The following is a 25,110-nucleotide window of genomic DNA, read 5'->3' on the forward strand; positions in this document are numbered from 1 at the left end:
CGTCGGAAAAATGCGAGGCAGACAGGTCGCCCTTAGGCAGCGCCGCGTATCTGAGCGGACCTGGCAGGCGAATGCGGGAGTGGTGCATGCTGCGCGAGAGCCGGACCAAAACACCACGAGGAGCGGCCGAGCGTGGGAAGCGCCCGGGCGGCTCTTCCGTGCGTGGCGGCGAGCGGCGTATCGTCACGGCGCTTTGCTATGACCTGGTCGGGTCGACCGATCTGATGCACGTGATGGATATCGAGGACTATCAGGAACTGATGTCCGCCTTTCAGCTTGCTTCCAAACAAGCGATCGCATCGCATTCCGGCGTGATGCAGCATGAGGCCGGCGACGGCGGTGTTGCGCTCTTCCCGATCGAACTAGAGGCGAAGGACGCCGCCTCGCTCGCAATCCGCGCTGGGCTCGGGATCGTAGAGGCCTGCAAGCGCGTCGGCCGCGAGGCGGGGCAGGACGATCTCCAGGTCCGCGTGGGCATCGCCACGTCGGTAGCCCTCGTTCGCGAAGGATCACGCGAAGGCTGGACTCGGGAACCGGTCACAGGCGCGGCGCTTGCCATGGCTGCCCGGTTGCAGGCCATCACGGCCCCGAACAGCGTTCTGGTCTGCGAGGAGACACGTCACCTTGCCGGCAGATCCCATGCCTTCGTGTTTCAGGGCAGCAAGGAGCTCAAGGGCTTTGCGGCGCCCGAGAAAGTCTGGCGCGCGCTCGGTCATAAATTGGGAGTGGACCGCTTCTATGCCTTCGGACGGATGGGCGGGCCGCTTATCAACCGCGAGAACGAACTGAATACCATCGGGCAACTTTGGGATGGCGTCCTTGCGGGACAAGGCTCCGTGGTCCTGATCCAGGGGGACGCCGGCATCGGCAAATCGCGTCTTCTCAGGGAAATTCGCAGGCGGACGCGCGCCAAGCGTTCCAAGCTTCTCTTCTTCCAGTGCCTGCCCGGCGGTTTCCGCTCGACACTTCATCCTCTCTTGAACAATCTCCCCGAGGCGGCGTCGGGGAGCGGAGGGCAGATGGGTCCGACGGCCGCTGCGGTGGCGGCGCTGTTCGAACGCAACGGTATCAGGGACGCCGAGGTCGTCGATGTCTTCTCCTACCTGCTCGGGGCGCAGGGCAGCCGTCTGCAGTCGAACGAAGATCCGAAGGCGATCCGCGAGAAGGCTCATCGCGCCATGCTCCGTGCATTGGAAGCCGTGTGCCGACGCGGGCCGGTGGTGGTGGCTGTCGAGGACGTCCACTGGATCGATCCGACATCCCGTGACCTGCTTGGCGAAGCTGCGAGGATCATTGCAAAATTCCCCGTCTTGCTCGTTACGACGTCGCGTCCTTCCTATGCTTCGGAATGGCTCGACGCCGCCAACCCGACGCGGCTTCCGTTGCGGCCACTTGATTCGGACGAAACCAGGCTGGCGATAAAGGCAAAATGGCCGGAGCACCGCCTGGCGCTGCTTCCCGATCTCTTCGATGCGACCGAACGGATATCCGGTGGCGTTCCGCTCTTCATCGAGGAGATCTGTCAATGGGTGTCGCAAAATGTCGAGCCCGACACGATGCGCCTGTCGGAGAGCGCCAACCCGTCGCATGTGTCGGCGTTCGAGTCGATACTGGAATCCCGCCTGCAGCAGCTCGGCACGGCCAGGGAGGTCGCGCGCGCGGCGGCAGTCGCCGGCACGCAGGTGACGTTGCCGCTGCTTCGGGCTCTGTTACCCGATTTCGGCAAGAGCGCGCTTGCGAACGCGGCCGATACTCTCTGCGAGACGGGATTCCTGACGCGGATAAGGGTGCCGGGGCGCACCGCCTACGGCTTCCGGCATACGCTGATCCAGGAGACGATCTACAATGCCGTGCTGCGCAAGCAGCGGCAGGTGCTGCATCGGCGGCTCTTCACAGCGGTCGACCAAAATCGTGGCATGGCGGCCTGGATCGATACCGGCGCGCTTGCCGAACATGCGGAAAGGGCGGGGCTTGTCGAAGAGGCCGTCCCCTTGTTCATCGCCGCGGGAAAGGAGAGTTCGAGCCGGTCCGCAATGATAGAGGCGAGGCAATTTCTGGAACATGCCCTGGAGCTTTGCGGCCAATTGAGCGAGAGCGACACCGCCGAACCTCTGAAGCTTTCGGCGTTGACGGCCCTCGGTCCGATTTTGCTAGGAACGGTCGGCCTGAGTTCCGACCCCGCGCGAAGGCTTTATGAGGACGCGGTGGAGATCGCCCGGCGACGACCGATGTCCGAGCAGTCCCAATGGTTTCCGATATATTGGGGTTGGTGGCTTACCGGACAGGACTTCCGTATCATGCACGACCGTGCCCTGGAGGTGCGGTCGATGCTGTCGAAGGCCAACGAACCGGAAATCCAGCTCCAGGTCAACCACTGCATTTGGGCGATCGATTTCAATCTCGGCCGCCATCGGGAAACGCAGGAGGCGATCAAGGCCGGCCTGGCGCTCTATGACGAGAAGCGCGCCAAAGAGAGCCGAACGGAATTCGGCGGGCATGATGCGAAGGTTTGCGGCCTCGGCCAACTCGCGCTCTCCCTATGGCTCACGGGGCGCACGAAAGCCTCGGACGCGGCGCTATCGAGAATGATCGCTTTCACGGACCGGATAGCGCATGCCCACAGCAAGGCACACTCCCTGGATACCGAAGCGGTGTCTGCTTTTTACCGGGACGATTTCGAAAGGCTCGTCGAGGTTTCGGCACGAATGGCGGATTTCGCAAAGCGGCACAAGATGCAGTCCCTGTCCGGCCTGTCGATTCTCTTCAGCGGGTGGGCCGAGGCGCACCGCACGAGCCTTGCGAGTGGCCATGCCACCTTTCAAAACGGCCTGGCGCTTCTGCGCGAACTTGGGACGGTGGCGGATCTGCCGATCTATCTCTGCATGCACGCTACCTTGCTGGGTCTCGCCGGCAAGATCGAGCCGGCGATCGACGTCGTTAACGAAGCGATCGGTAGGGGGGAGGAAACCGGCCATGCCTATTGGCTGGCGGAGTTGCACCGATGCCGCGCCATTCTCCGGGCGCGGGCAGGCGAGCGTAAGGATGCCGTCGCTACAGACCTGCGGTGCGCCGTTGAAATCGCGGAAAGCCAAGGGGCGACGGCGCTCATCAGGCGAGCGAGGCATTCGATGCGGGAGCTCGGCATTGCCATCGGGCGCTGAACGAAACGGTGCGACATTGAACGAGGGCGCACGCGGCCCCCTCGCTGATCTCTATGCCTCGTTCGTGTCCGCGCGGAAGGCGCCCTTTTCGGATGATCTGGTCGAGGGGAGCCTGGAGCGCTGTCTCGCCGCCCTGCCGCCACTCTGCCGCCGCGCGCGCATCACCCGCCTCGGCGATCTGACGGGGCTCGACCGCATCGGCCTGCCGGTGATGCAGGCTGTCCGCCCTGCCGCGCTTTCAGAGGTCACGTCTCTCGGACGGGGCCTGTCGAGAGCGGAGGCGGCAGTCGGCGCTCTGATGGAATCGCTCGAGCGTTATTTCGCCGAGACCATTCCGGCGGAGCGGACCTTTCTGGCGACGGCCGACCAGCTCGAAATCGCCGACGACCTTTTTGACAACCTCGTGGTTCCGCAGTGGCGCGGGAAATGGCGGCAAAGGACAATTGCGTGGATCGACGGTATCGATGTCGTCGGCGGCTCGGCGCACCCGGTGCCGCTGGAACTTGTGCATACGTGCTACAGCGAACCGCAGCCGTCCCATGACGGCGTCTTTCTGCGAACAACCACCGGGCTTGCCTGCCATACGAGCCCCCATGGTGCTTTCCTGCACGGATTATGGGAATGCCTTGAACGGGACGCCATCGCACGCGCATTCGCAACACACGGCTTCTTCGACCGGTGGCGCATTGCGCCCCACGGACTCGGTGACGGGGTGGATCATATCCGATCGCTCGCGGGCGCTCGCGGGATATCGTTTGCACTGTGGCGCGCTCCGTCGCCGGCGGCTGTTGCCGTCGTCTGGTGTCAGACGGTCGAGGCCGGGTTCTTCGGGGAACCGATCCTTGCGTTGCCGACGGAAGGCTACGCCGCCGGGCCCAGCATCGAAATGGCGGCGGCAAGCGCAATGCTGGAGGCGCTCTCGGCAAGGGCAGGGGCGATCTCCGGCGCCCGTGACGACCAGACGAGGGAACATTACCGCAGGAGCACCGATGCCGCGGTGGCGAAGGCCCGCGAGCTCGTCCTCGCCGATGCGGCGGCCAAGCCGGCAGAGCCGACGCCCGCGGCGACTCCGGATCCCGGTACATTGGTAGACCGGGTGGTCGAAGCCGGTCTTGGACCTGTGCTGGCCATTCCCGTGGGCGCCGACGAGGAGGCGGGTGTCCATTGCGTGCGAACGGTTCTTCCCGGAGCCTCTCCCTTTTTTGTCCTGCGATGAGTGTGCGATGGCCGGCCGAGGCGACAATCCGATCCTAGTGTTTCTCGGTCCGACGCTGCGTCTTGCCGAGGCGGAGAAAATCCTCGACGCGATTTATCTGCAGCCGGCCGCCCAGGGGGATGTCCTGCTTGCGGCACATGCCTTTCGACCGCGGGCCATGATTTTGATCGACGGCCAGTTCGAAGACAGACCGGCTGTCCGGCACAAGGAAATTCTCTGGGCCATGGCGCAGGGGATCGTCGTTATCGGCGCCGCCAGCATGGGCGCGCTCCGAGCCGCGGAGCTTGACGCTTTCGGCATGATCGGTCTCGGTCTCGTCTACAGGTGGTATCGACGCTTCGGACGTGGTCCACTTTCCAACCCTGCCCCCGACGATGCGGTCGCGGTACATTCGGGGCCGCCGGAACTCGGCTTTCCGCCTTTGACGGATGCACTTGTCGACCTGGAGCGAACCTTTTCCGCGTGGTGGCGCCTGGGTGTCGTCAGCCGTTCGGAACGCGAGAGACTTACAACGTTTGCGCGAAATCTGAACTTCCGGGAGCGCTCGCTTTCTGCGGTCTTGCATGCCGCGGGCTGGGCTCAGGAGAGAAGCAAGGAACTGCGGGAGCAGATGGTCGGACAGAAGAGGCACGACGCGATCCTTGCACTACAGCAAGCGCCAAGCCTTCTGGAGCAGCATCGCGGCACGCAGCAAGATGGCGACTGGATCGCGACGAACACCTTCCTCCGCGACCTGGAAGCAGGCGGCATTGACTCGAATTTGGTGAACACCTATAAATTGAAACCATAATTTAGGCATTTTCATCCGGGGGGCAGTGTGCGATGCGTCTGCTTCGAGACGAAGCCCTCGAGTCCGGCGATTCCCGTCTGGGCACGCGGTTCTGGATTTTCCCTCAGCCACCCTTCATTCCGGGCTATGAAAAACCGGACCGCGTCTGGCTGCCCATACCGAGGGATGAGATCGGCGAAGGCCCGAGCGACGCGACGATGTATGTCGTCGATCCGCTCGATGACAAGGAACCCTACGGCTTCGACCGGCTGCCGCCGTTTCACGGCGCCGCTCGCGCACCGGTGGGACCGGGTCCGGATCGCCATTTCGACAACCTGTCTCCCGACTCCCGGGCGTTCCTGCCTGTGCATGCCTATGCCTGTGTCCACTTCGTTCTCAACATCTGGCAGAGCTATCTGGGCAGACCGGTCCGCTGGTTCTTCGATCAGACCTTTCCGCGGCTGGAGATCGTTGCCTTCGTGAATTGGGACAATGCCCAGGCGGGCTACGGCTTCCTGGAGCTTGGCTGTTCCGACATCGACGGAATAAGGCGGCCCTATGCGCTCAATTTGGACACCATCGCTCACGAGACCGGACATCTCATTCTCCTTTCTGAAACCGGCATTCCGACGGCTGTGTCACATGGAGGCGACTTCTTCGCTTTTTCCGAGGCCTTTTCAGACCTTGTGTCGCTGATCTCGTTCCTGCACTTCGATTCCGCGATCGACAGGCTGCTCAGGCGGACGAAAGGGAACCTCCTTCTCTATAACGAGCTCAACCGCTTCGCCGAGACGAGTCCGGAAACCCAGATCCGTCTCGCCACGAATTTTCGCCGCATGTCAGAGGTCACGCGCGAGGTGCATGACCGCGCACTGCCGTTCGTGGGCGCAATTTTCGACTCGATCGTCGAGCTCTATCATCGCGAGCTTGTGGCACGCGACTGTGCCGACATACGGCTGCTCGATATCGACCTCCGGCATCTGGAGCAGGATGATTTCGACCGGTTCCGCCAGGCAACGGCAGAGGCTTTCCGGATCAAGCCGATGATCTTCGGACTTGCGCTGCGGTCGGCCCGCGACGCGGTTGGGCAGGCGCTGGCAGCCTCGCTGCGGTCGGTCAATCCGGACACCTTGCGGCTGGATCAGGCCGCGGCCGCTGTCGTCGCGGCTGCCGATGGAACGGCCGCCGGAGTTCTGGAGGCGAATTTCGCATGGCGTGAAATCATCAGCTCGAGATAGGGGACAGAAAAGGAGAGGAAGATGAGCAATTGCAGCAGCCATCCCGGGGTGGGCAAAGAGCCGGACGGCCTGTCCAAACCAATCTACGATACCTACAATCCGAGCGAAGTACGTCTCTACGGGCGACCGGCAACGCGAGAAGAGATATTCAAGATCACGGACGAGCAGATCCGGCAAAGAATCAAGTCGTCGCTACGCGAAACTTCGCTTCGGGACGAAGACCTGAATACGCTGGTGAGAATAGTAAAGGAGGCGGCGATCGGAACGGTCGACAACGACGTTCTCGCCGGTATCTTAAAGCAGCAGATCGTCCTCGCCATTTTCGATGATGAGCTGAAGTTCAGTCAGCTTCCGGTCAGCGTCAACATACCGGCGAAGAATTTCGAAAAGGGCGGCGAACGATACATCAAGAGCATCGGCGTGATATACGGCTATGCCTATGAGGGGCATTGTTACAAGTTGCCGAAGCCGCAGATCATGTATCTGCCGGAAGAGCCGCGGGAGATCCTCGGCGGGGATTGCGGATGCGACTGCGGATATGTTCCCGAACTCGGCTACGCCGTATGGCAGATCGACAAGCTCGAGCGCGTCATTGCGCTGGACGTCCGCTCCGACGACGTGAAGACCCTGGTGCTCGACGAGAACATGCCCGGCAGCCGGTCGCCCATGGCCTATGCGCAGGTCATGGCGCTGGCTCCGCAACGGCATCGCGACTGAGCATCCTTGGCCGAGCGGCGGCGCTGCCCTATTGGAGGCTGCCGTCGCCGCTTCTGTCGGCTGATTTGAAGTCGGCCATGACCCTGTTGAGGAACTCGGTTCGGCTGAGCTTCCCGTCGCGATCGGCGTCGGTCGCGGCAAATTGCTGCGCGTTCAGAACCTGCGCCACTTCTTCCGAGCGCAGGTTTCCGTCCTTGTTCCTGTCCAGGTTCGCGAAGGCCGAGGTCATGAAGGCCTGGTATTCCGGCCGGTCGACGGCGCCATTCCCGTCACGGTCGAGACGATTCATCTGACCCTGGTTCATGGCCACCGGCTGATCCTGCGCCGCTGCTGCAATCACCTGGCAAAGCGCGAACACCGCCACGAGGACTGGTCTCTTCATCACCCCGTTCCTTTGGGTCAGGTGCAGGTCAGGGCGCTGCCCGCCGCGCTGCCGAGTACGGCACCGCCGCCCACGGCCCAGAGTTGTCCGGTTCCCGATCCGATGGTCGCGCCGGCCAGACCACCGACGACCGCGCCACCGACGGTGCCTGCGATGCAGCCGAACTCACCGGTCCGCCCCCCGGTCATCGAGGCGGTTTGGCAGCCGGACAAGGCGAAGCAGGCTGCGAGAGCGAGAGCGATCGTGCAATTCTTCATTTCTTCCTCCAAGCATTTCGCCCGTATCAAGTACAGATCGTAGGAGGCGCCATCGAGTGGCGTCGAATGGAAAAGGGCTTCCGAATAACTCCTTCGTAAGAAGAGGGTTCTTCTGTTCCATCGGAAGCTGCCCTTCGGAAGAACACGCGGTCCATCCGGAAAGACGTGCGGACTAACGGCAAATACTACCGCTGCCTATGCGTGAAAACAACTCTCGGGCCAGTTGGCCACCGATCACCAATGGCAACATATGATGTGGGCCGTGATTATGCCGGGTCATATTCCCGCTCAGCGGCGTCCCACCGGATGAAGAACGCCCTGTGAAGAGTTCAGTGACCGTTGATCTTGTGCGGACTGCTGACCGAGAGGATGAAGAAGGGCTCGTCGCCCTTGAGCGGCTTTAGTTTCTGCTGACAGTTCCACGCCTCCTGGAAGCTTTCGCGCGTCAGCAGCTTGCGGTACTGAGCGGTCGCCGACATGCATCGCATCAGCGTGCTTTGCAGGCCTTCCAGTGCGGCATGGGCATAGATTTCGCCGTCCAGGGCAAAAAGCTGTGCCGCAAGCGAGGTGCTTTCGTAGAGAATGTCGGCCTCGCTATCGAGCCGGTCCGCTGTAATGAAGTCCTGGCGCAGGGGGATGCCTTCGCCGTCATGGGAAAGCGTGACCCGGATGCCGGCCGCAGGCGCATCATACCAGGTGAGCGCTATGGAGAATGCAAGCGCCTGATTGCCCGAAACCGACGCGCGGCCGCCGTCGGACGCGGTTGCCTGCCCGAGCGTTCCGTGACGAAGCGCCGCCTCGCGCAACTGCGCGGCAAACCGTCGGGTGCTCTTGTGCTGCGGGCCGGTCACGCTGATGCTGACAGAGGGAAGGCCCCTGACGGCGGCCATAGGACCATTGACGAGCTTGGCCTCGGCATCGATCTCGAGCGACATTTCCGACGCCGGCAGAGGAACGAAAAGGAGAAGCGGCAGCACCGTGAGCACGGCCCAGGGAGAGGAGAAGGGGGCGGGCTGCCAGGGCGGCCTGCGCCCGGACTGCCGGCTGCGGGTGCCTGCGGTATCGTGACCTGAAGACACAGGCACACTGGACGACCGCCGGCGATACTCCGGCACATAGGTCCCCTTGGGCATGGCGATCTGCCATTCTTCGTCTGCGCCGTCCGTTTCGTAAAAGGTCTTTAGCAGCTTGCGCAGCTTGCCGGCATGGACGCGGACAAGCGGATCGCTGTCCGCATTGAATGTCTGGCTGCGTCCGAAAACATCGATGGCAATCGAATAGCCCTTCAACTGGGCGCCTTCACCGAGGATCTCTTTTTCCACCACATAGGCGAGAAACGCCCGCAGCCGCTCGGAGCGTTGAAAGCCTTTGCTATCGAGAATCCGGGCGAGCGCTCGCCGGATCGTCTCATTGCATGGCCTTTCGGCTGGCGTCATCGATGGCTCCAATAAAAGATGCGGCTCAAATTGTTTTAGAACATAAGCAACCTTAGCCTGATTCGAAACTTAGGCCCAAAGATGGTGGTTGTCAGGCCGCGCGTCAAAAAGTGCGCGTTCTCGGGCTCCGCAGCAGAAATGCGTGGATTGGCGGGGCGCGCAAGGCCGTCGCCTGCACGGTCCTCTATGGACGGGCAGGCGAGGGCGCCTAAAACGGCGCGATCACTGGCCGCTGCTATATTCGAGTTTCGGGTACCAGTCGGCACCTCGTCCCTCTGGCGTGGTGTCGAGCAGGGTCCATAACGGGTCGGGATCGGGTGCGCCGCGCGGATCCTGGCCCGGATCGGCCATCTCGCCGCTGATCTCCGCACTCCAGAAGTGCCGGATCTTTCCGTCTCTCCGCGTGAAGACGGTATAGCCCGGAACGTCCTCATCCTCGGCACTGACATAGTCTCGGGTGAAGGCGCCGTCGCTATCGGAATAAACCTTCAATTGCGTCCAGCCGCGGGCCTTCTTTGCGGCGAGCAGTCTCTCCACGGGCGAACGGGCGACCATGGCGAGTGCCACGCGTTGCTCGATATCGGGCACCTTGCCCTCCCAGCCGGCCATCAGGGAGGTGCACATGGGGCAGGGTCTTTCGCGCTGCGGCCCGAACATATAGCTGTAGATGATGAGGGTATCCTTGTCGCCGAAGAGATCGGCAAGTGTGACGGTTCCGCTCTCACTCTCGAAACGGTAGGTTTTGGTCACTTCGCCCCCCGGCGGCAATCGCCTGCGCAGCTCCGACACCCGCTCGATGTGGCGCCTCAATTCGATCTCCTCGGCGAGAAGCGCGTTACGCGCCCGGCGGTAGTCGGGACTTTCGTTGGGAAAGCGGGCGCGGTTACGCGCTGCGAGTTCCGTAGCGGTGGTCTGCATCGTCATGATCACTCTCCTCCGGTTACTGCGGCATCAATCAATCATCGGCAGTAACGTTGATATCAACCTATCTGATCGCTGTCAAAGAGGCGTCATGTGATGGGGCCGGGCAAAGAGCGATTTCGGTTTCCTGAAAACTGCGGTAGAACAGCAGCGTAGCCATCATTCGGCCCCTCGTTCAATTGGGGCGTTTCGTCCGAAAGTTCCGATATGCCTGCAAAGCTCTCCGTAAATCTCAATGCCATTGCCATGCTGCGCAACCGGCGCGATCTCCCCTGGCCGTCTGTGACCGGCCTCGGCCGCACCGCCTTGCAGGCGGGAGCGAGCGGACTGACCGTCCACCCGCGCCCGGACCAGCGGCATATCCGCTTTTCCGATCTCCAGCCGATCCGCGACCTGATCGACGACGAGTTTCCGGCTGCGGAATTCAACATGGAGGGCTTTCCGAACGAGGCGTTCCTCGAACTGGTCGAGCGGCACGAACCCGAGCAGGTGACATTGGTGCCGGACGATCCGGCACAGGCAACCTCCGATCACGGCTGGGATTTTCGCAAGAGCCATAACCTGCTCGGCAACGTCGTCGGGCGGCTGAAAAAGAGAGGTTTCCGCGTTTCGCTGTTTGCCGACGGCGTTCCCGACCCGGAGGCGCTGAAGCTTGCCAAGGAGACCGGGGCCGACCGTATAGAGCTCTATACCGGACCCTATGGCGGCTGTTACGACGATCCGGAAAAGGCCGAGCGGATCGCGATCGAGCTGGGCCGCACCGCGGAGATCGCGATCGGCCTTGGTCTGGCCGTCAATGCCGGCCACGACCTGACCGTCGCCAACCTGCCATTGCTCGTCAAACACATTCCCGAACTCGCCGAGGTTTCGATCGGACACGGGCTGACGGCCGATGCGCTCGAATACGGAATGGCCGAGACCGTACGACGCTTCCGCCGCTCCTGTGGCGAGACGGCTTAGGGCGACGGATTAGTAGCTCGGCGCGCCTCTTGTTGCGTGTCGCTTTGACGAGGGATTCTCGCGCGTACCTCTTTTGATGTGAAGCTGCGCGCGCCGACTGCGGGCAGCTGAGGCCAAAAAAAGCGACGGATCAACGCAATTGAGTTCAGTTTGGGCTCCACTTGTATTATAGAGGTCACACTACAGCGTTATCGATCAAGTTATTTCGAATAAATTTATTGCAGGTGCTCGAGGATTGCTCAGATGGAGTACCGAAAGGATATTGACGGGCTGCGAGCGATCGCGGTCCTGCCGGTAGTTTTGTATCATGCCGGCATTCCGGGTTTTTCCGGCGGGTTCGTGGGCGTCGATATCTTTTTCGTGATATCGGGGTTCCTGATCACGGGAATACTCCATAAGGATCTTGCCGAAGGTCGCTTTTCGCTTGCTACGTTTTACGAGCGGCGTGCCCGGCGAATATTGCCGGCGCTTTTCGTCGTCGTGGCGACATGCCTTGCTGCCGGTGTGCTTCTCCTTCTGCCGGACATGCTGGTCGGCCTTGCGCGTTCGGCACTGGCGACGATGATGTTCGCCTCGAACGTCTGGTTCTGGTTCTCCACTTCCGACTACTTCGCTCCAAGTGCGGATCTGGAACCCCTGCTTCATACCTGGTCGCTGGCCGTCGAAGAGCAGTTCTACATCGTCCTGCCGCTGCTCCTCTGGTGGCTCTACGGGAGGCCGCGCAGGGCCGTTCTCGGTGCGCTTGTCGGTCTCTGTATCTTCTCCTTCCTGCTTTCCGTCTGGGCGACGGGTCCCTATCCGCAGGAGAGTTTCTATTTTGCTCCGACACGGGCCTGGGAACTTGGGCTCGGTGTGCTGCTGGCGCTCGGCGTGTTTCCGGCCTGCCGGAACGCGTATCTGGTCGAGGCGATCGCGCTGTCGGGGATCGCGGCAATCTTCATCGCCGTCGCGCTCTATAGCGCCGCGACGCCATTTCCAGGCATTGCCGCCGCGCTGCCATGCTTCGGAGCCCTGGCGTTGCTCTGGTCGGGCGAGCAACGGCAGACGGCCGTAGCGCGCATTCTGTCCAGCCCGGTGCCGGTGGCGATCGGCCTCGTCTCCTATTCGCTCTACCTTTGGCACTGGCCGATCATCGTTTATTTTCGTTTGACCCTCGGTACGCTGGACCTTCCTTACGCGCAGGCTTCGCTTGCGATAGGCCTTTCCTTCGCCTGTGCCTTCGCGAGCTGGCGTCTGGTCGAAAGGCCCTTCCGTCGTCGGCCGCCGATTGGAATTTCGCGGCAACGCATTTTCGCCTCCGCGCTCGCCGGCGCTGCCGTCCTCTCGGTCGTTTCAGCAGTCGTAGACCTGCGGGAGGGTTTTCCGGAACGCCTTCCGCAGGATGTCCGACTTGCCTATGCCGGCAGTCGCGATATCGACGCGCGCCGCGGGCGGTGTGACGGCAAGCTGCCTAAGGACGGACTGTGCCGCATCGAAGGCGAAGCAAGTTCGCCCTCGGATCGGAGGAACGACGTGCTCCTATGGGGTGACTCCCATGCAGGGGCGCTTTTGTCGGGCCTCGATTTCCTGATGGACGGCCGGAAACGAGGCGGCGCGGTCGCCTTCAAGGGCGCATGCCCGCCGATCCTCGGCGTGCAGCGGGTGGATCAGAAACACAGCGGAGATTGCGTCGCCTTCAACGCGGCCATCATGGCGATGCTGGAACAAAGCGATGATTTTCCGATCGTCGTCCTCAGCGCACGTTGGCCGCTCGCAGCGAACGGTAAACGATATCCCGGGGAGACGGGACGCCCCGCAATCCTCGACCGTCTGGATTTCGAGGAGGCGAGCCTTGGCACCGCCGGAAACTACGCGATTTTCAAGAGCGAGTTTTTGAGGACGGTTCGGGAGATCCGCGACACCGGCCGGCGCGTCGTCATCGTGGATGGGATACCGGAGATCGGCTGGTCTGTTCCGCACGCGTTGGGGCTGCACCGCCTCATCGACGCCGACCTGCCGCCTCCGCCAACGCGGCAGGCAGTCGATGCACGCAGCGCGAAGGCCAATTCGGTCCTGGCCATTGCCGACGAGGACCTGGGCGTACAGCGCGTCAGTGCAGTGCCGCTCCTCTGTAATCCGGTCTGCGCTGTCGAGAAGAACGGCATTCCCCTATATTCCGACGACGACCACCTCAGCGTCTACGGTGCGATGACCATCGTGCCGAGGATGTTCAAGGATCTCATGCCGAGCGACACCAATCGCCGGCTCAGGCCCGGTTAGTCGTATCGCCGGAAAGCCGCGCGCTCCAGCTCTGTCTACCAGGACGATCTTGCGCGCCAAACTCCGTCCATGCAATATCCATACATTGTAAGACTCGAAAGGCTACGATGGACGTGGATCGCGTGGAGGTTTCCTGGATGCCGGCGCTCGGTCAAGCGCGAGGACCGCTGTATCTCGCAATTGCCGACGAGATCGCCGCGGACATCGCGGCGGGTCGACTTGAGGGTGGAGTGCGCCTGCCGCCGCAGCGCGCGCTGGCGGCCGCGCTCGGCATCGACTTTACAACCGTCAGCCGCGCCTACAACGAAGCGCGCCGGCGCGGTTTGGTCGAGGGTCGCGTGGGGCAGGGTACCTACGTCACGGCTCGGCGCCGGAGCGCCGCACGTCCCTCCTCGGGCGGTCTGGCGGGCGGCCTGCTGGGCGGTCTCGTCGACATGAGCATGAACCTGCCGCCGCTCTTCGACGACCCCGCCCTGTCGGAGAGAATGTGGACGGATGTTGCGCCTCTCGACCAGCGTGATCCCGAACTGCTGATGCGCTACCAGCCCGTCGGCGGCACGGAGCGGGACAGGGATGCCGGTGCAGCCTGGCTCAAGCCGCGGCTCGGCGACATTCGAGCCGATCGCTTGGTCGTCTGTACAGGAGCGCAAGGGGCTCTGCTTGCGAGCGTCGGGATGCTGGCGACCAAGGGCGACAGGATCTGCGCCGAGGCGCTCACCTATCCCGGCCTCCGTTCACTGGCGGCGCATATGGGTATCGAGCTCGTGAGCGTCCGGATCGACCGAAACGGGATATTGCCCGACGGGTTCGAGGAGGCGTGCGCCCGGCACAAGCCGAAGGCGCTTTACTGCAATCCGACCCTTCACAATCCCACGACCGCGACGCTTCCGCTCGAGCGCCGCGAGGCGATCGTGGCGATTGCACGCCGTTACGGCGTGGCCGTGATCGAGGACGACGCCTACGGCGCCTTGCCCGCGAACCCCGTTCCGCCACTGGCCGCGCTCGCGCCGGACCTCGTCTTTCATATAGCAGGGCTTGCCAAGTGCCTCTCGCCGGCGCTCCGCATCGCCTATCTCGTCGCGCCCGATCGATCGGCGGCAGTCCGCCTCGAAGGGGCGATCCGAGCGACAGTCGGCATGACGTCACCGCTTTCGGCGGCTATCGCCACGCGCTGGCTGGAGGAAGGAACGGCGCAAGCGGTCCTGGGAGCGATCCGCACGGAAGCCGGCGCGCGCCAGCAGATCGCGATCAAGAGCCTCGAGGACGCCGATCTTCTCACCGATCGCGAGGGGTTTCATCTCTGGCTGAAGCTGCCCCCCGCTGGAATCGCGGCGAGTTCACGGCGCAGCTGCGAACGGCGGGGATCGGCGTCGTCGCCAGCGATGCCTTCGCGATCTCCGACCCACCGGAAGCCGTCCGGCTCGGTCTGGGGTCTGCGCGGACACGCGATGAACTGCGGCACAGCCTGGAGGTCATCGCCGGTCTCCTCGCTCAGTCGCCGGCGGCCCGAAACCTCATCGTTTAGCGGTGATGCTCTCGTGCGAAGGTGCTGCGTGGAATTGCCGCGCCCCCGTATGCATACAATTTATTGTTCTTGTATGGTTTGTATGTCATATTTTGGGGGTCGCCGAAGCGGCTGGTGCCTGGTCGACGGGAACGTCTCGCAGGCTTGCGGGTTTGCGGGGGCATGCAGAAGACTGAAAGGAAGAACGATGTCGGATCATGAGTGGCCGCCTCTGTCGCCGCTGCATACGGGATTACGAGGTCGCTGCCCCCGTTGCGGCCAGGGACATTTGTTCGATGGTTTCCTGAAGCTCAGGCAAGGATGCGAAGTCTGCGGCCTGGACTATTCTTTCGCCGATCCCGCGGACGGTCCTGCTTTCTTCGTCATATGCTTTGCCTGCGTGCCGAGCGTGTTTCTCGGCGTGTGGCTGGAGGTGCAATACAACGCCCCACTTTGGGTCCATCTCCTGGTCACCGGGCCGTTCATGTTCCTGACCTGTATTCCGCCGTTGAGGCCATTAAAGGGCTGGTTGGTGGCGAGCCAATATTTCTACAAGGCCGAGGAGGGCAGGGTAGCTCGCCGGGCCGCAGCGTCCGCGCCGCAGAGTTCGAGCGAGACCGCCTTGCGCTGAACGTCGACCTCCACCCTCGAATTGGGCCGGAATTCCGAACAGCTGCGCATTCTTCTGCTCCCGTTTTTAAAAAGGCCCGGTCGTTTGCCGGGCCTGCCGCTTCCTCATGTTCAGCGGACGAGTGCCGACTTATTCGCCTCGAGGAAGGAGGCGAGGTCGATGGGGGCCCTTCCGGTAAGCCCGGCGGTGTCGTCGGTCACGATGTCGAAATGTCCTTTGCGGGCATTGGCGTCGAAGGAGACGAGGATCGGGACGAAGAAGTCCGGCAGACCCGCATTCTTGAGACCGCCAGCCAATGCCTCGTCAGTGACATGGACGACCTCGAGCGTCTTGCCGGTGGCCTTGGCAACAAGGTCGGCGATCTCGCCGGTTGTGAGGGCCTGCGGTCCGGTCAGGGTGTAAGTGCGGCTTTCGGTCGAGCTTGACTGGAGAGCGGAAGCGGCGGCGGCGGCAAGATCACGGCGCCCGATGTGGGAAATACGGCCATCGCCGGCGGAGGAGAACCATTGTCCTGCCGCGAGTGCGTGCGGGAGCGACAGGAGGAGGTTTTCCATGTACCAGGCGTTACGCAGGATCGTGTAGGGAATTCCCGTCGCCTTGATGGCTTCTTCGGTGCCGAGATGATCGGACGCGAAAGGGATCACCGAGGTTTCCGGCAGCGGCATCGACGTATAGAGGATGTGCTTCACCGCCGCTTTCCTGGCCGCTTCGACGGCGGCAAGGTGCTGCTTCAGACGCTTGCCCGGTTCGTCGAGAACATTCGTCGAAATGATGAGTATGCGGTCGGCGCCGGCGAAGGCCCGCTCGAGCGAGGCCGGATCGTCGAAGTCGGCGGCACGGGTCTCGACGCCCTTCGCTGCGTAGTCCGCCAGTTTGGCGATGTCCCGGCTGGTGGCGGTAATATCGGCCGGCTTCGTCTTGCCGGAGGTCAGGAGCGCATCGAGCACGAGTTTGCCGAACTGTCCGGCGGCGCCGGTTACGAGCAGTCTTCCAGACATGATTTTCCTTTCGTTTCCACTCCAGCGCGTCGCTCAGCATGTCCTGTCCACATGATCTCATCCCGAAAGCTGGTCTCTTTTTGAGAGTTACTCTTATCCCGTGATCTGCTAAGAGCTGTAAAGGAGGCAGTTTTTTCTGCCGTGGTTACGGAAAGGGTACCGCCATGACCAGGGCGTCGGGCACGTTGAAGGGCAAGCGGGTGGCAGTCGTCTGCGGCGTGCCTATGGACATCGACAATTGTCCGGTGCGGGACGTAATGGACAATATCGGCGGTAAGTGGAACTCGCTGATGATTCTGTCGCTCGCCGACGGTCCTTTGCGCTTCTCGCAGCTCAGGCGGCTCATCCCGGACATTTCACAGCGGATGCTGACCCAGACGCTACGGGACCTGCAGCGTGATGGTTATCTGCGCCGTACCGTTTACCCGACGCAGCCCCCGAGCGTGGAATACAGCCTCACGGATATCGGGCGCTCGTTTCTCGTCGTGCTAAGGGTCTTCGTCGACTGGTCGCTGGAGAACCACCAGGCTATCCGGCAGGCGCGGGCGGAGTACGACGACACGCCATAGGCGGATTGTCGCCACAGGCCTGTGGCATCGCCACACTCATGCGATCGGTATTGCTCTCGGTGCTGCGGTGGGCCTGCTATATCAGCGCCTTTCGGCGGTGCAGCTTACTGCCGGTCGCCAAGCGAGAATTCGACCGCCGCCTCCGCATGGATGGCGGTGGAATCGAAGCCCGGGAGCGGCAATTCGGCCGGATCGAAAAGCAGGCAGATTTCGGTGCAGCCGAGAATGACGGCGTCCGCACCCTCCGCCTTTGCTTTCTCGACGAGCCCGATCATTGCCGAGTGCGAGACGTTCAGCACCTGGCCGGCGCAGAGCTCGTCGAAGATCACGTTGTGAGTGAGTGTCCGGCCATCCGCATCGGGTACCATCAGGTCGATATCATGTGTGTTCATGCGCTCGGCATAGAAGCCGTGTTCCATGGTGTAGCGTGTGGCGAGCAACAGGGGCTTGCGGCTGCCGGCGGCCTTCAGGCGCAAGGCCGTTTCGTCGATGATGTTGATCAACGGGACGTCGACGGAGGCACGCACCGCGTCGGCAATGATGTGCATGGTATTGCTGCAGATCAGGATGCAGTCCGCGCCGCCGGCGACGAGCCCGCGGGCGACATCGGAGAGAAGCAGGGCGGCGTCGTCCCAATGGCCGGCTCTCTGCAGGTCCACAATCCCCTGGAAGTCGACGGAATGCAGAAGCACTTCCGCCGAATGTAATTTGCCGCGTCGCTTGCGCACGGCCTCGTTGACCAAGCGGTAATAGACTGCCGAGCTTTCGAAGCTCATGCCGCCGATGAGGCCGATTTTCCGCATTTCCATCGTCGTTCCTGCTGCTGCCCTTTGGCCGTCGGGAACGCTTCGCCACGTTCCCCGTTCCATTGCTAGATTATCGTGCGGGCCCGGTTGCATGTGTTTGCTTTGATCGGCGCTTGGCCAAATTTTAGCAAGCCGTTTGCGCCCGAATCCAGATGCCGCGAAAAATTTCGGCGCACTCTATGGCAAGAGCAAGGAGTCGGAGCGTGCTTGACGAGAGAGACCGGAAGCTGCTCATGCTTCTGCAGCAGGATGCGAGCGTCGCCATGGGCGACCTTGCCGAGAGGGTGAGTCTTTCGCTTTCCGCCTGCTCGCGGCGCATTCAGCGGCTGGAGGAGGCCGGCTATGTCACCCGGCGCATCGTCGTCCTCGACCGGGAAAGGATGGGCGTGCCGACCACGGTTTTTGCGCTGATCAAGACGGCGCATCATTCCGACGACTGGATCGAAAAGTTCCGCAGGGCGATCAGCGACATTCCGGAGATCGTCGAGGCGCACCGGCTGACCGGCAATTACGATTACATCGTCAAGGTGGTTCTGCCGCGGGTCGAACACTACGACGTCGTCTACAAGCAGATCGTGCGGAAGGTGGAGCTTTTCGACGTTTCCGCGTCGATTTCGATGGAAGTCCTGAAAAGTGGTACCGCAGTGCCCGTCGGCTATGCGGAATAGGCCGCCGAAACGTCCGGCGAAGACCATTCGCGGATGCAATGCAGCCATGCCGGGCAACGGCTTGCGCTCCCGCGTGTGGAGTTCAACAGTGTTGCCAGCTCGATGTGAGCGGATGAGGAACAGGACGGAAGACCATGCAGGAAAGACATCATGTCGTCGTGGTCGGCGGAGGTTTCGGCGGGCTGCAACTCGTCAACGACCTCAAGGGTGCGCCGGTCAGGGTCACGCTGATCGACCGGCGCAATCATCACCTTTTCCAGCCGCTGCTTTACCAGGTGGCGACCACGGTGCTCGCAACCTCCGAGATCGCATGGCCGATCCGCCGGCTCTACCGCGACCGACAGGAGGTGACGACACTGCTCGGCGAGGTAGCGGGCGTCGATACGACTGCGAAGGAAGTGACGCTCGTGCATGGGCAATCGATCCCCTACGACACCTTGGTCCTGGCGACCGGCGCAACGCACGCCTATTTCGGACATGACGAATGGGCGGCGGTCGCGCCTGGGCTCAAGACCCTGGAGGATGCGACGACCATTCGCCGCCGCGTGCTCATCGCCTTCGAGCAGGCGGAGGTGGAGGAGGACCCCGCCAGGCGCGACGCACTGCTGACCTTCACGATCATCGGCGCAGGACCGACCGGGGTCGAGCTTGCGGGCATCATTGCCGAAATGGCCCATAGAACGCTGCCCGGCGAGTTCCGCCGGATCGATACCCGTCTGGCCCGCGTGGTGCTCGTCGAAGCCGGCCCGCGCATTCTTCCCGCCTTCAGCGAGGAGCTTTCCGCCTATGCTTCCCGCGAACTGGAGAAACTTGGCGTCGAGGTGCTGACGGGCACGCCGGTGACCGACTGCACCGAGGAGGGGGTCACGATAGGCGAGAGCTTCGTCGCGAGCCGGACGCTCGTCTGGGCGGCCGGGGTCCAGGCCTCGCCCGCCGCCAAATGGATCGGCGCCGACGCGGACCGCGCCGGCCGCGTTAAGGTCGGGCCCGATCTGACCGTGCCGGGCCATCCGGACATCTTCGTCATCGGCGATACGGCATCCGTCATCCAGGAAGACGGCAAGCCGGTGCCCGGCATCGCGCCCGCGGCCAAGCAGCAGGGGGCCTACGTCGCCCAGGTGATCCGTGGCCGCTTCACGGGCTCTCCGGCGCCGGGGTCGTTCCGCTACCGGCACCAGGGAAGCCTGGCCACCATCGGCAGGCGCGCGGCGATCATCGATTTCGGCCGGATCAAGCTCAAGGGGTCGCTTGCCTGGTGGATCTGGGGCATTGCCCACATCTATTTCCTGATCGGTACCCGCAGCCGCTTTGCCGTGGCCTGGAGCTGGCTATGGACATATCTGAGCGGCCAGCACAGCGCCCGACTGATAACGCAGAAGGATACGCTTCGGGAGGAAAGGTGACCGCGGGGCGGATCTTCCACCTATTGCCAAGGCCGGACGAAAATCGGACAGTCCCGTGAAACGACAGTTTCATGGGAGTGCCAATGGCCGCCAAAGAACGTTCCTTCCTCGCTCGCGTCCGCGAAATTCTACCCGAATTGCACCCGGCCGAGCGGCGGCTCGGCGATTTCCTCTGTGATTTTCCGGGGAGATAGCCAGCTATTCCGCGCAGGAGCTGGCGGCTTTGGCCCATGTATCGAAAGCGACCGTGTCACGCTTCGTTCAGCGCCTCGGCTACGAAAACTACGAGGAAGCGCGGCGGCACGCGCGCGCGGACAAGCAGACCGGGTCGCGCCTTTTCCTCGCGACCGCCACCGATGCCGACGGCCGGCAATCGGTCGCAGCGCATGTCGCCCAGGGCGTCGCCAATCTGGAGGCCACGTTCCTTGCGATCGGCGAGGCTGAGATCGATGCGGCTGCCACGGCCATCCTGGAGGCCCGCAAGGTGTGGGTCATCGGCTTTCGCGCCAGCCATTCCTTTGCGACCTATCTGCAATGGCAGCTCACGCAGGTGATCGAAAACATCGCTGCCATTCCCGGAGGCGGGCAGACGCTCGGCGAGCATCTGGTCAGCATCGCGCCCGACGACGTCGTCGTTCTCTTCGGTCTGCGGCGCCGCGTCGCTCTGATGGAGCAACTCATGGCGCAGGTGGAAAGAACCAAGGCGAAGTTGCTCTACATCACCGATGAAGGCGTGCCTCTCCTGAGCGGTGCGGCTTGGCACTTCCGTTGCCAGACCCTGGCGCCGGGGCCGCTTTTCAACCATGTGTCGGTGATGGCGCTCTGCCATCTCCTGACCACACGCTGCATCGAGACCGCAGGCGTTGCCGGCCGGAACCGGCTGCGCGGTATCGAGGCACTGAACGACACGCTGGAAGAGCTGTGAGCCCGTCGCAGTAAGGATCGCAACGGCTTGGCGCACGAAGCTCGCCATCGATATGCCCCGGCCGGAACGCCATGTTCGTGGAGGCCAAGCCTGCCGGAAGGGCAGGAATTCCTCTCCGTCGCCCCCTGTGGATTCAGGGCTATGAAACTGCAGTTTCTTGATGTATGATTGAGAAACTAAGTTTTCACGCTCGTTCAACCACAAGGGGAACAACAATGGCAGCGGAAAATATGGTGCCGACCGGCGGGAGTTCGCCGGTCATTCGACAACTGGAATCGGCTTTCACCAAAATCGGCGTTACCGGCGCGCACAAGCAGATTCTCGCCCTCGTCCTGATCGGTTGCCTGTTCGACAGCTTCGAACAGAACACGATCGGCGTCGCCGGCCCCATTCTCAAGGAGCACTGGGGCCTTACCGGCACGGATATCGGGTTTCTCAACACGATCACCTTCGGCAGCGCCGCGGTCGGGCGATTGCTGTCGGGCATTCTCGGCGACCGCTACGGCCGGCGGGTGATGCTGACCATCAATCTCCTGCTCTTCACCATCGGCTCGGCGGCCTGCGCGATGGCGCCGAACTTCACCATGCTTTGTTTTGCCCGCGCGATCGTCGGCTTCGGCGTCGGCGGCGAAATCTCGACGGCGGTGACAATGCTCTCGGAATTCTGCTCGCCGAAGTTTCGCGGCACGGCGGCGGGTCTCGTGAATGTCGGCGCCGGCGGGTTCGGCAACTTCCTGGCGCCGGCATTCGGCCTGCTGATATTTACGCTTTTCCCCGGAGAGAACAGCTGGCGCTGGCTGTTTGCGTCGCTGGCGCTGCCGGCGCTTCTGGTCGTCTTCTATCGCCGCTTTGTACCGGAGACGCCGCGGTTCCTCGCCTCGAAGAACAGGATCGGCGAGGCGAACAAGGTACTGTCCATCCTGGCATCAGGCTCGTTGAAACCGCGCAATCTCGTGGTGCAGGAATACCTGACGACAGACCATATGACGGACGAGGCAACCGAGAAGAGCGACTGGCGGGAACTCTTCCGCGCACCCTTCATCGGGCGGACCATACCGGTAGCGATCGCCATTCTCATGAGCTATGGCGCGCAATTGTCGGTCTTGACGCTGATGCCCGTCATCTTCGTGTCGATGGGCTATACGCTCTCCGGCAGCCTGCTCTACAGCATGATCATCCAGAGCGGCAGCGTCCTCGGTGCGATCGCCGCTTCGATGTTCGGCTACTATCTGCCGCGCAAGAAGGTGCTGACCGTGGGTGCGGCGCTCGCCTGCCTTGCGGCGGTGTCGATCGTCGCTCTCGGCACCAATATCTACCTTGTTCTCCTGTTCGGAGCCATCTTCCAGTTCTTCGTCCTGCTGCTCAACACGTCGATCTGGATCTATGCGCCGGAACTGTTCCCGACGAGAATTCGCGCCTTCGGGGTGGCCCTCATTCTGGCAACGGGATCGGCGGCCGGCTCGTTCGTGCCGACGATTTCCGGCATGCTGTTCGACAGCTACGGAATGATCGGCGTCTTCGGGCTTGCTGCGGGAATGTATGCGGTCTTCGCATTCTGCATCCAGCTTGGCCCGGAAACCTACGGCCGATCGATGGAGGATCTCTCGCTGCCGGCGGAGGCCGATCAGCCCAAGGCAGCGCAGCAGGGGCCAGTCGTCGCGGAGCTCAGAACGTGAACTCCCATCTCCTGCTGATCAACCCGAACAGCTCGCAGGCGACGAGCGAGATGATGGCCTCCATCGCGCACAAGGCTGCGAATGGACGCCTGGCCGTGGCAAGCGCCACGGCCAGGCGCAGTCCCCGGATGATCCTGAAGCCGGACGAACTGGCAGCCGCCGCCGACGAGGTGGTGGAAATCGGCACCAGACACGAGCCGGGCTGCCTCGGGATCATCGTCAGCGCCTTTGGCGATCCCGGCCTTGCCCTGCTCCGGGAGCGTGTCGGCATTCCCGTCGTGGGCATCTGCGAAGCTTCGATGCTGGAGGCTTCGCGGGATGGACGACGGTTCGGCGTTGCAACCACGACGCCCGACCTCGCGGATGCGATCGCAGAGCGGGCACGGCATCTGGGGCTTTCCCATCTCTACTCCGGCATCCGCTGCACGCCCGGCGATCCGCTCGCCGTATCCCGAGACGAGGAGCGCCTGCGGTCCTCGCTCTGGCATGCAGTTCGCGCCTCCGTCGACCTGGATGGGGCGGAGGCAGTCATCATCGGCGGCGGCCCGCTCGGACAGGCGGCCGAACAGCTGCAGCCGCTATTCGATGTGCCCGTCATCGGCCCTATCCCGTCCGCCGTAACGCGGGTTCTCGGGCTGTTGCAGGTCGATGCCTGAGCGCAGGTTTCGGGCGGAACTTGGAAACCGTCACGTTTCATGATCTTAATTCGGTCCAGCCGGATCGTTCCGCCGTCTCATCGAGCCATCGAAGCGATCCTGCTCCTCCCGGCTGTCTACCAATCACCGTGATCAGGGAAGCGGACATTCGATGTCTTCCGCCGAAACGCCCGAAATCAGTACAGCTCTCGTCGAACAGTTGATTTCCGAGCAGTTTCCGCAATGGGCGGACCTGCCGATAAGACCGGTCGAGTTCGGAGGGTGGGACAACAGGACCTTTTACCTGGGCGTCGATATGAACGTGCGGTTGCCGAGCGCCGCCCATTACGCGCTTCAAGTGGAAAAGGAGCAGCACTGGCTGCCTCGCCTTGCGCCGTACCTGCCGTTGCCTATTCCTGCGCCCTTGGCCATCGGGCGGCCGGGCAGGGGCTATCCGTGGCATTGGTCCGTCTATCGATGGCTCCCGGGCGAGACCGCGACCCATGCGTCCATCGCCGACCTCGGCAGTTTTGCGACGACCCTCGGTGAATTCCTGGCTGCGCTGCAACGGATCGACGCGCGAAGCGGTCCGCCGCCCGGACAACACAATTTCTTCCGAGGCGGCTCTTTGGCCGTCTACGACCACGAAACGCGCCGGGCACTCGAAGCGCTCGAGGGCAGGATCGACGTTGCCACCGCACGTGTGGTGTGGGAGGCGGCGCTTGGCTCCGCATGGAACAATGCTCCCGTCTGGTTCCATGGCGATGTCGCCTCCGGCAACCTCCTGGTCGAAAACGGCCAGTTGAGCGCCGTGATCGATTTCGGCACGTCCGGCGTCGGCGATCCGGCTTGCGACCTGTCGATCTCCTGGACGATGTTCGATGAAACAAGCCGCGCCGCATTCCGGGACGCCCTTCCGCTCGACGAAGAGACCTGGGCGCGTGGCCGTGGATGGACCTTGTGGAAGGCCCTGATCGTTGCCGCCGAGATGCCGGGCACCGATCGGCGGGAAATCGAAAAATCGCGGCGGGTCATCGATGCGGTTCTGTCAGATCACCGTCGCTATGGGTAGCGAACTTCAATCCCCCGTCCTGTGGCCGCACGGTTCAACCGGAAACGCGCGCGGTGGACTGGCCGCACCACGACTGTGGCTGCCCGGTTCGCTTTCTGGCGAGCCCTTCCGATATGAGGATGTCTCCGAGGGATCTGCCGTTCCTGACGACGAGCCGCCGCTTTCCGGGCTCGTCGCCCAGGGTGGCTTCGGATGCAACGAGGGCGAAGTTTCCCGAATTCAACAACTCTCGCAACCGTGCCTTGGCATAAGAGCCGCGCGACCGTTCCTCGTCGCATTTCGCGAGCTTCGTTTCCGGCGCGTCTATATCGGCGATGAGAATTCTCTGGCCCTGGTAAAGAAAGGTATCGCCGTCGAGAACGCAGTTATCATGGCGGATGCCGCAAAAATAGAAGGTGCCGCTCTCGGCCGGGCGCAGGTTCGCCTGTTCGAGAGACTGCCTAACCGGTAGTTCGACGGGTGCAGGCGGGATCAATGCGGACTTCGGCGCTATCGACCCGGTCTGATCCTTCGGACGGAAAGGGATCGGAATGGTCGCCAGTTCCACCTTTTTTGGCGGTTTCTTCTCGGCCGGCATCTTCGCCTGCGCTTTTTTCTCGGACGGTTTCTCGGCGTGCGAGAGCAGTGCCGTCACCTTCGATGCCCCGGGGAGATGTCCTAACTCCCCCCGGTGCTCGTAGGCCACAATCCCGCCGACGATGACTGCTGCCGCCAGATACCAGCGGCCCATACCGCTCCGGCTGCTCTTGCGGGCCGTGCTGCGCTTTCGTCTTTTGGAATTTGCCTTGGTCATGGGATTCGGTCCTCGATTGCGGCGGCATTATCGGGACCAGGGGTTAGTGAAAGGTTGTCGTCGCTGCACGGGTCAAATCATTTCAGTTTTACACACTCTTCCTGATCCCGCTCT

The 25,110-nt window shown here is 62.7% G+C and carries 20 protein-coding genes and 3 pseudogenes; 16 read left to right on the top strand and 7 right to left on the bottom strand.

Annotated features, from left to right (window positions below):
* Positions 1-86: 86 nt before the first annotated feature.
* The 5 genes from N0Q91_RS07025 to N0Q91_RS07045 are packed head-to-tail and all read left to right on the top strand — an operon-like array spanning position 87 to position 7,101.
* Positions 87-3,161 carry an ATP-binding protein gene (locus N0Q91_RS07025; protein ID WP_275597692.1) on the top strand — a complete coding sequence of 1,025 codons (3,075 nt, stop codon included), beginning with the start codon at positions 87-89 and terminating at the stop codon, positions 3,159-3,161.
* Complete coding sequence (locus N0Q91_RS07030; RefSeq protein ID WP_275597693.1) at positions 3,145-4,377, top strand: YcaO-like family protein; 1,233 nt, start codon at positions 3,145-3,147, stop codon at positions 4,375-4,377. The genes N0Q91_RS07025 and N0Q91_RS07030 overlap by 17 nt, the downstream gene beginning before the upstream one ends.
* A gap of 7 nt (positions 4,378-4,384) precedes the next feature.
* Positions 4,385-5,167, top strand: a complete 783-nt coding sequence (locus N0Q91_RS07035; protein WP_275597694.1) for a TfuA-like protein — start codon at positions 4,385-4,387, stop codon at positions 5,165-5,167.
* 32 nt (positions 5,168-5,199) lie between these two features.
* The gene (locus tag N0Q91_RS07040) at positions 5,200-6,384 is read left to right on the top strand and encodes a gluzincin family metallopeptidase (protein ID WP_275597695.1); all 1,185 of its coding nucleotides are present in this window, start codon (positions 5,200-5,202) and stop codon (positions 6,382-6,384) included.
* Between the two features lie 21 nt (positions 6,385-6,405).
* Complete coding sequence (locus N0Q91_RS07045; RefSeq protein ID WP_100671635.1) at positions 6,406-7,101, top strand: hypothetical protein; 696 nt, start codon at positions 6,406-6,408, stop codon at positions 7,099-7,101.
* 28 nt (positions 7,102-7,129) lie between these two features.
* Here the strand turns inward: N0Q91_RS07045 and N0Q91_RS07050 are convergent, their stop codons facing one another.
* From N0Q91_RS07050 to N0Q91_RS07065, 4 genes are all read right to left on the bottom strand, one after another.
* Complete coding sequence (locus N0Q91_RS07050) at positions 7,130-7,483, bottom strand: EF-hand domain-containing protein (protein WP_275597696.1); 354 nt, start codon at positions 7,481-7,483, stop codon at positions 7,130-7,132.
* Between the two features lie 17 nt (positions 7,484-7,500).
* On the bottom strand, positions 7,501-7,740 hold the full coding sequence (locus N0Q91_RS07055) for a glycine zipper 2TM domain-containing protein (protein WP_018095373.1): 240 nt from the start codon (positions 7,738-7,740) through the stop codon (positions 7,501-7,503).
* Positions 7,741-8,069: 329 nt separating this feature from the next.
* The gene (locus N0Q91_RS07060) at positions 8,070-9,176 is read right to left on the bottom strand and encodes a hypothetical protein (RefSeq protein ID WP_100671633.1); all 1,107 of its coding nucleotides are present in this window, start codon (positions 9,174-9,176) and stop codon (positions 8,070-8,072) included.
* 222 nt (positions 9,177-9,398) lie between these two features.
* Entirely contained in the window at positions 9,399-10,100 is a 702-nt protein-coding gene (locus N0Q91_RS07065) for a DUF899 family protein (protein WP_100671632.1), read from the bottom strand.
* Positions 10,101-10,304: 204 nt separating this feature from the next.
* On the opposite strand from N0Q91_RS07065, the gene N0Q91_RS07070 reads away from it, so the two are divergent.
* The 4 genes and pseudogenes from N0Q91_RS07070 to N0Q91_RS07085 all read left to right on the top strand — a co-directional run.
* A complete protein-coding gene (locus N0Q91_RS07070; RefSeq protein ID WP_275597697.1) occupies positions 10,305-11,057 on the top strand; it encodes a pyridoxine 5'-phosphate synthase in 753 nt (250 codons plus the stop codon).
* A gap of 243 nt (positions 11,058-11,300) precedes the next feature.
* Positions 11,301-13,316, top strand: coding sequence for an acyltransferase family protein (locus N0Q91_RS07075; RefSeq protein ID WP_275597698.1), 2,016 nt, complete (start codon positions 11,301-11,303; stop codon positions 13,314-13,316).
* A gap of 107 nt (positions 13,317-13,423) precedes the next feature.
* Positions 13,424-14,841, top strand: a pseudogene (locus N0Q91_RS07080) (aminotransferase-like domain-containing protein).
* 283 nt (positions 14,842-15,124) lie between these two features.
* Positions 15,125-15,451 (top strand): annotated as a pseudogene (locus N0Q91_RS07085) (DUF983 domain-containing protein); the annotation flags it as partial.
* A 110-nt stretch (positions 15,452-15,561) separates the two neighbouring features.
* Here the strand turns inward: N0Q91_RS07085 and N0Q91_RS07090 are convergent.
* A complete protein-coding gene (locus N0Q91_RS07090) occupies positions 15,562-16,449 on the bottom strand; it encodes an SDR family oxidoreductase (RefSeq protein WP_275597700.1) in 888 nt (295 codons plus the stop codon).
* 164 nt (positions 16,450-16,613) lie between these two features.
* On the opposite strand from N0Q91_RS07090, the gene N0Q91_RS07095 reads away from it, so the two are divergent.
* Entirely contained in the window at positions 16,614-17,018 is a 405-nt protein-coding gene (locus N0Q91_RS07095) for a winged helix-turn-helix transcriptional regulator (protein WP_275597701.1), read from the top strand.
* Positions 17,019-17,122: 104 nt separating this feature from the next.
* Here the strand turns inward: N0Q91_RS07095 and N0Q91_RS07100 are convergent, their stop codons facing one another.
* The gene (locus tag N0Q91_RS07100; RefSeq protein ID WP_275597702.1) at positions 17,123-17,827 is read right to left on the bottom strand and encodes an aspartate/glutamate racemase family protein; all 705 of its coding nucleotides are present in this window, start codon (positions 17,825-17,827) and stop codon (positions 17,123-17,125) included.
* A 200-nt stretch (positions 17,828-18,027) separates the two neighbouring features.
* On the opposite strand from N0Q91_RS07100, the gene N0Q91_RS07105 reads away from it, so the two are divergent.
* The 6 genes and pseudogenes from N0Q91_RS07105 to N0Q91_RS07130 all read left to right on the top strand — a co-directional run bounded on the left by N0Q91_RS07105 (position 18,028) and on the right by N0Q91_RS07130 (position 24,203).
* The gene (locus N0Q91_RS07105; RefSeq protein ID WP_003533799.1) at positions 18,028-18,492 is read left to right on the top strand and encodes an Lrp/AsnC family transcriptional regulator; all 465 of its coding nucleotides are present in this window, start codon (positions 18,028-18,030) and stop codon (positions 18,490-18,492) included.
* A gap of 134 nt (positions 18,493-18,626) precedes the next feature.
* Entirely contained in the window at positions 18,627-19,895 is a 1,269-nt protein-coding gene (locus N0Q91_RS07110) for an NAD(P)/FAD-dependent oxidoreductase (RefSeq protein ID WP_275597703.1), read from the top strand.
* An 83-nt stretch (positions 19,896-19,978) separates the two neighbouring features.
* Positions 19,979-20,820: pseudogene (locus N0Q91_RS07115) on the top strand (MurR/RpiR family transcriptional regulator).
* A gap of 215 nt (positions 20,821-21,035) precedes the next feature.
* Positions 21,036-22,496, top strand: coding sequence for an MFS transporter (locus N0Q91_RS07120; RefSeq protein WP_275597704.1), 1,461 nt, complete (start codon positions 21,036-21,038; stop codon positions 22,494-22,496).
* Positions 22,493-23,152, top strand: a complete 660-nt coding sequence (locus tag N0Q91_RS07125; protein WP_275597705.1) for an aspartate/glutamate racemase family protein — start codon at positions 22,493-22,495, stop codon at positions 23,150-23,152. The genes N0Q91_RS07120 and N0Q91_RS07125 overlap by 4 nt, the downstream gene beginning before the upstream one ends.
* 151 nt (positions 23,153-23,303) lie before the next feature.
* The gene (locus tag N0Q91_RS07130) at positions 23,304-24,203 is read left to right on the top strand and encodes an aminoglycoside phosphotransferase family protein (protein WP_275597706.1); all 900 of its coding nucleotides are present in this window, start codon (positions 23,304-23,306) and stop codon (positions 24,201-24,203) included.
* A 34-nt stretch (positions 24,204-24,237) separates the two neighbouring features.
* Here the strand turns inward: N0Q91_RS07130 and N0Q91_RS07135 are convergent, their stop codons facing one another.
* Complete coding sequence (locus N0Q91_RS07135) at positions 24,238-24,996, bottom strand: thermonuclease family protein (RefSeq protein WP_275597707.1); 759 nt, start codon at positions 24,994-24,996, stop codon at positions 24,238-24,240.
* Between the last annotated feature and the right edge of the window lie 114 nt (positions 24,997-25,110).

Source organism: Sinorhizobium prairiense (genome assembly GCF_029201645.2).
GTDB lineage: Bacteria > Pseudomonadota > Alphaproteobacteria > Rhizobiales > Rhizobiaceae > Sinorhizobium > Sinorhizobium meliloti_A.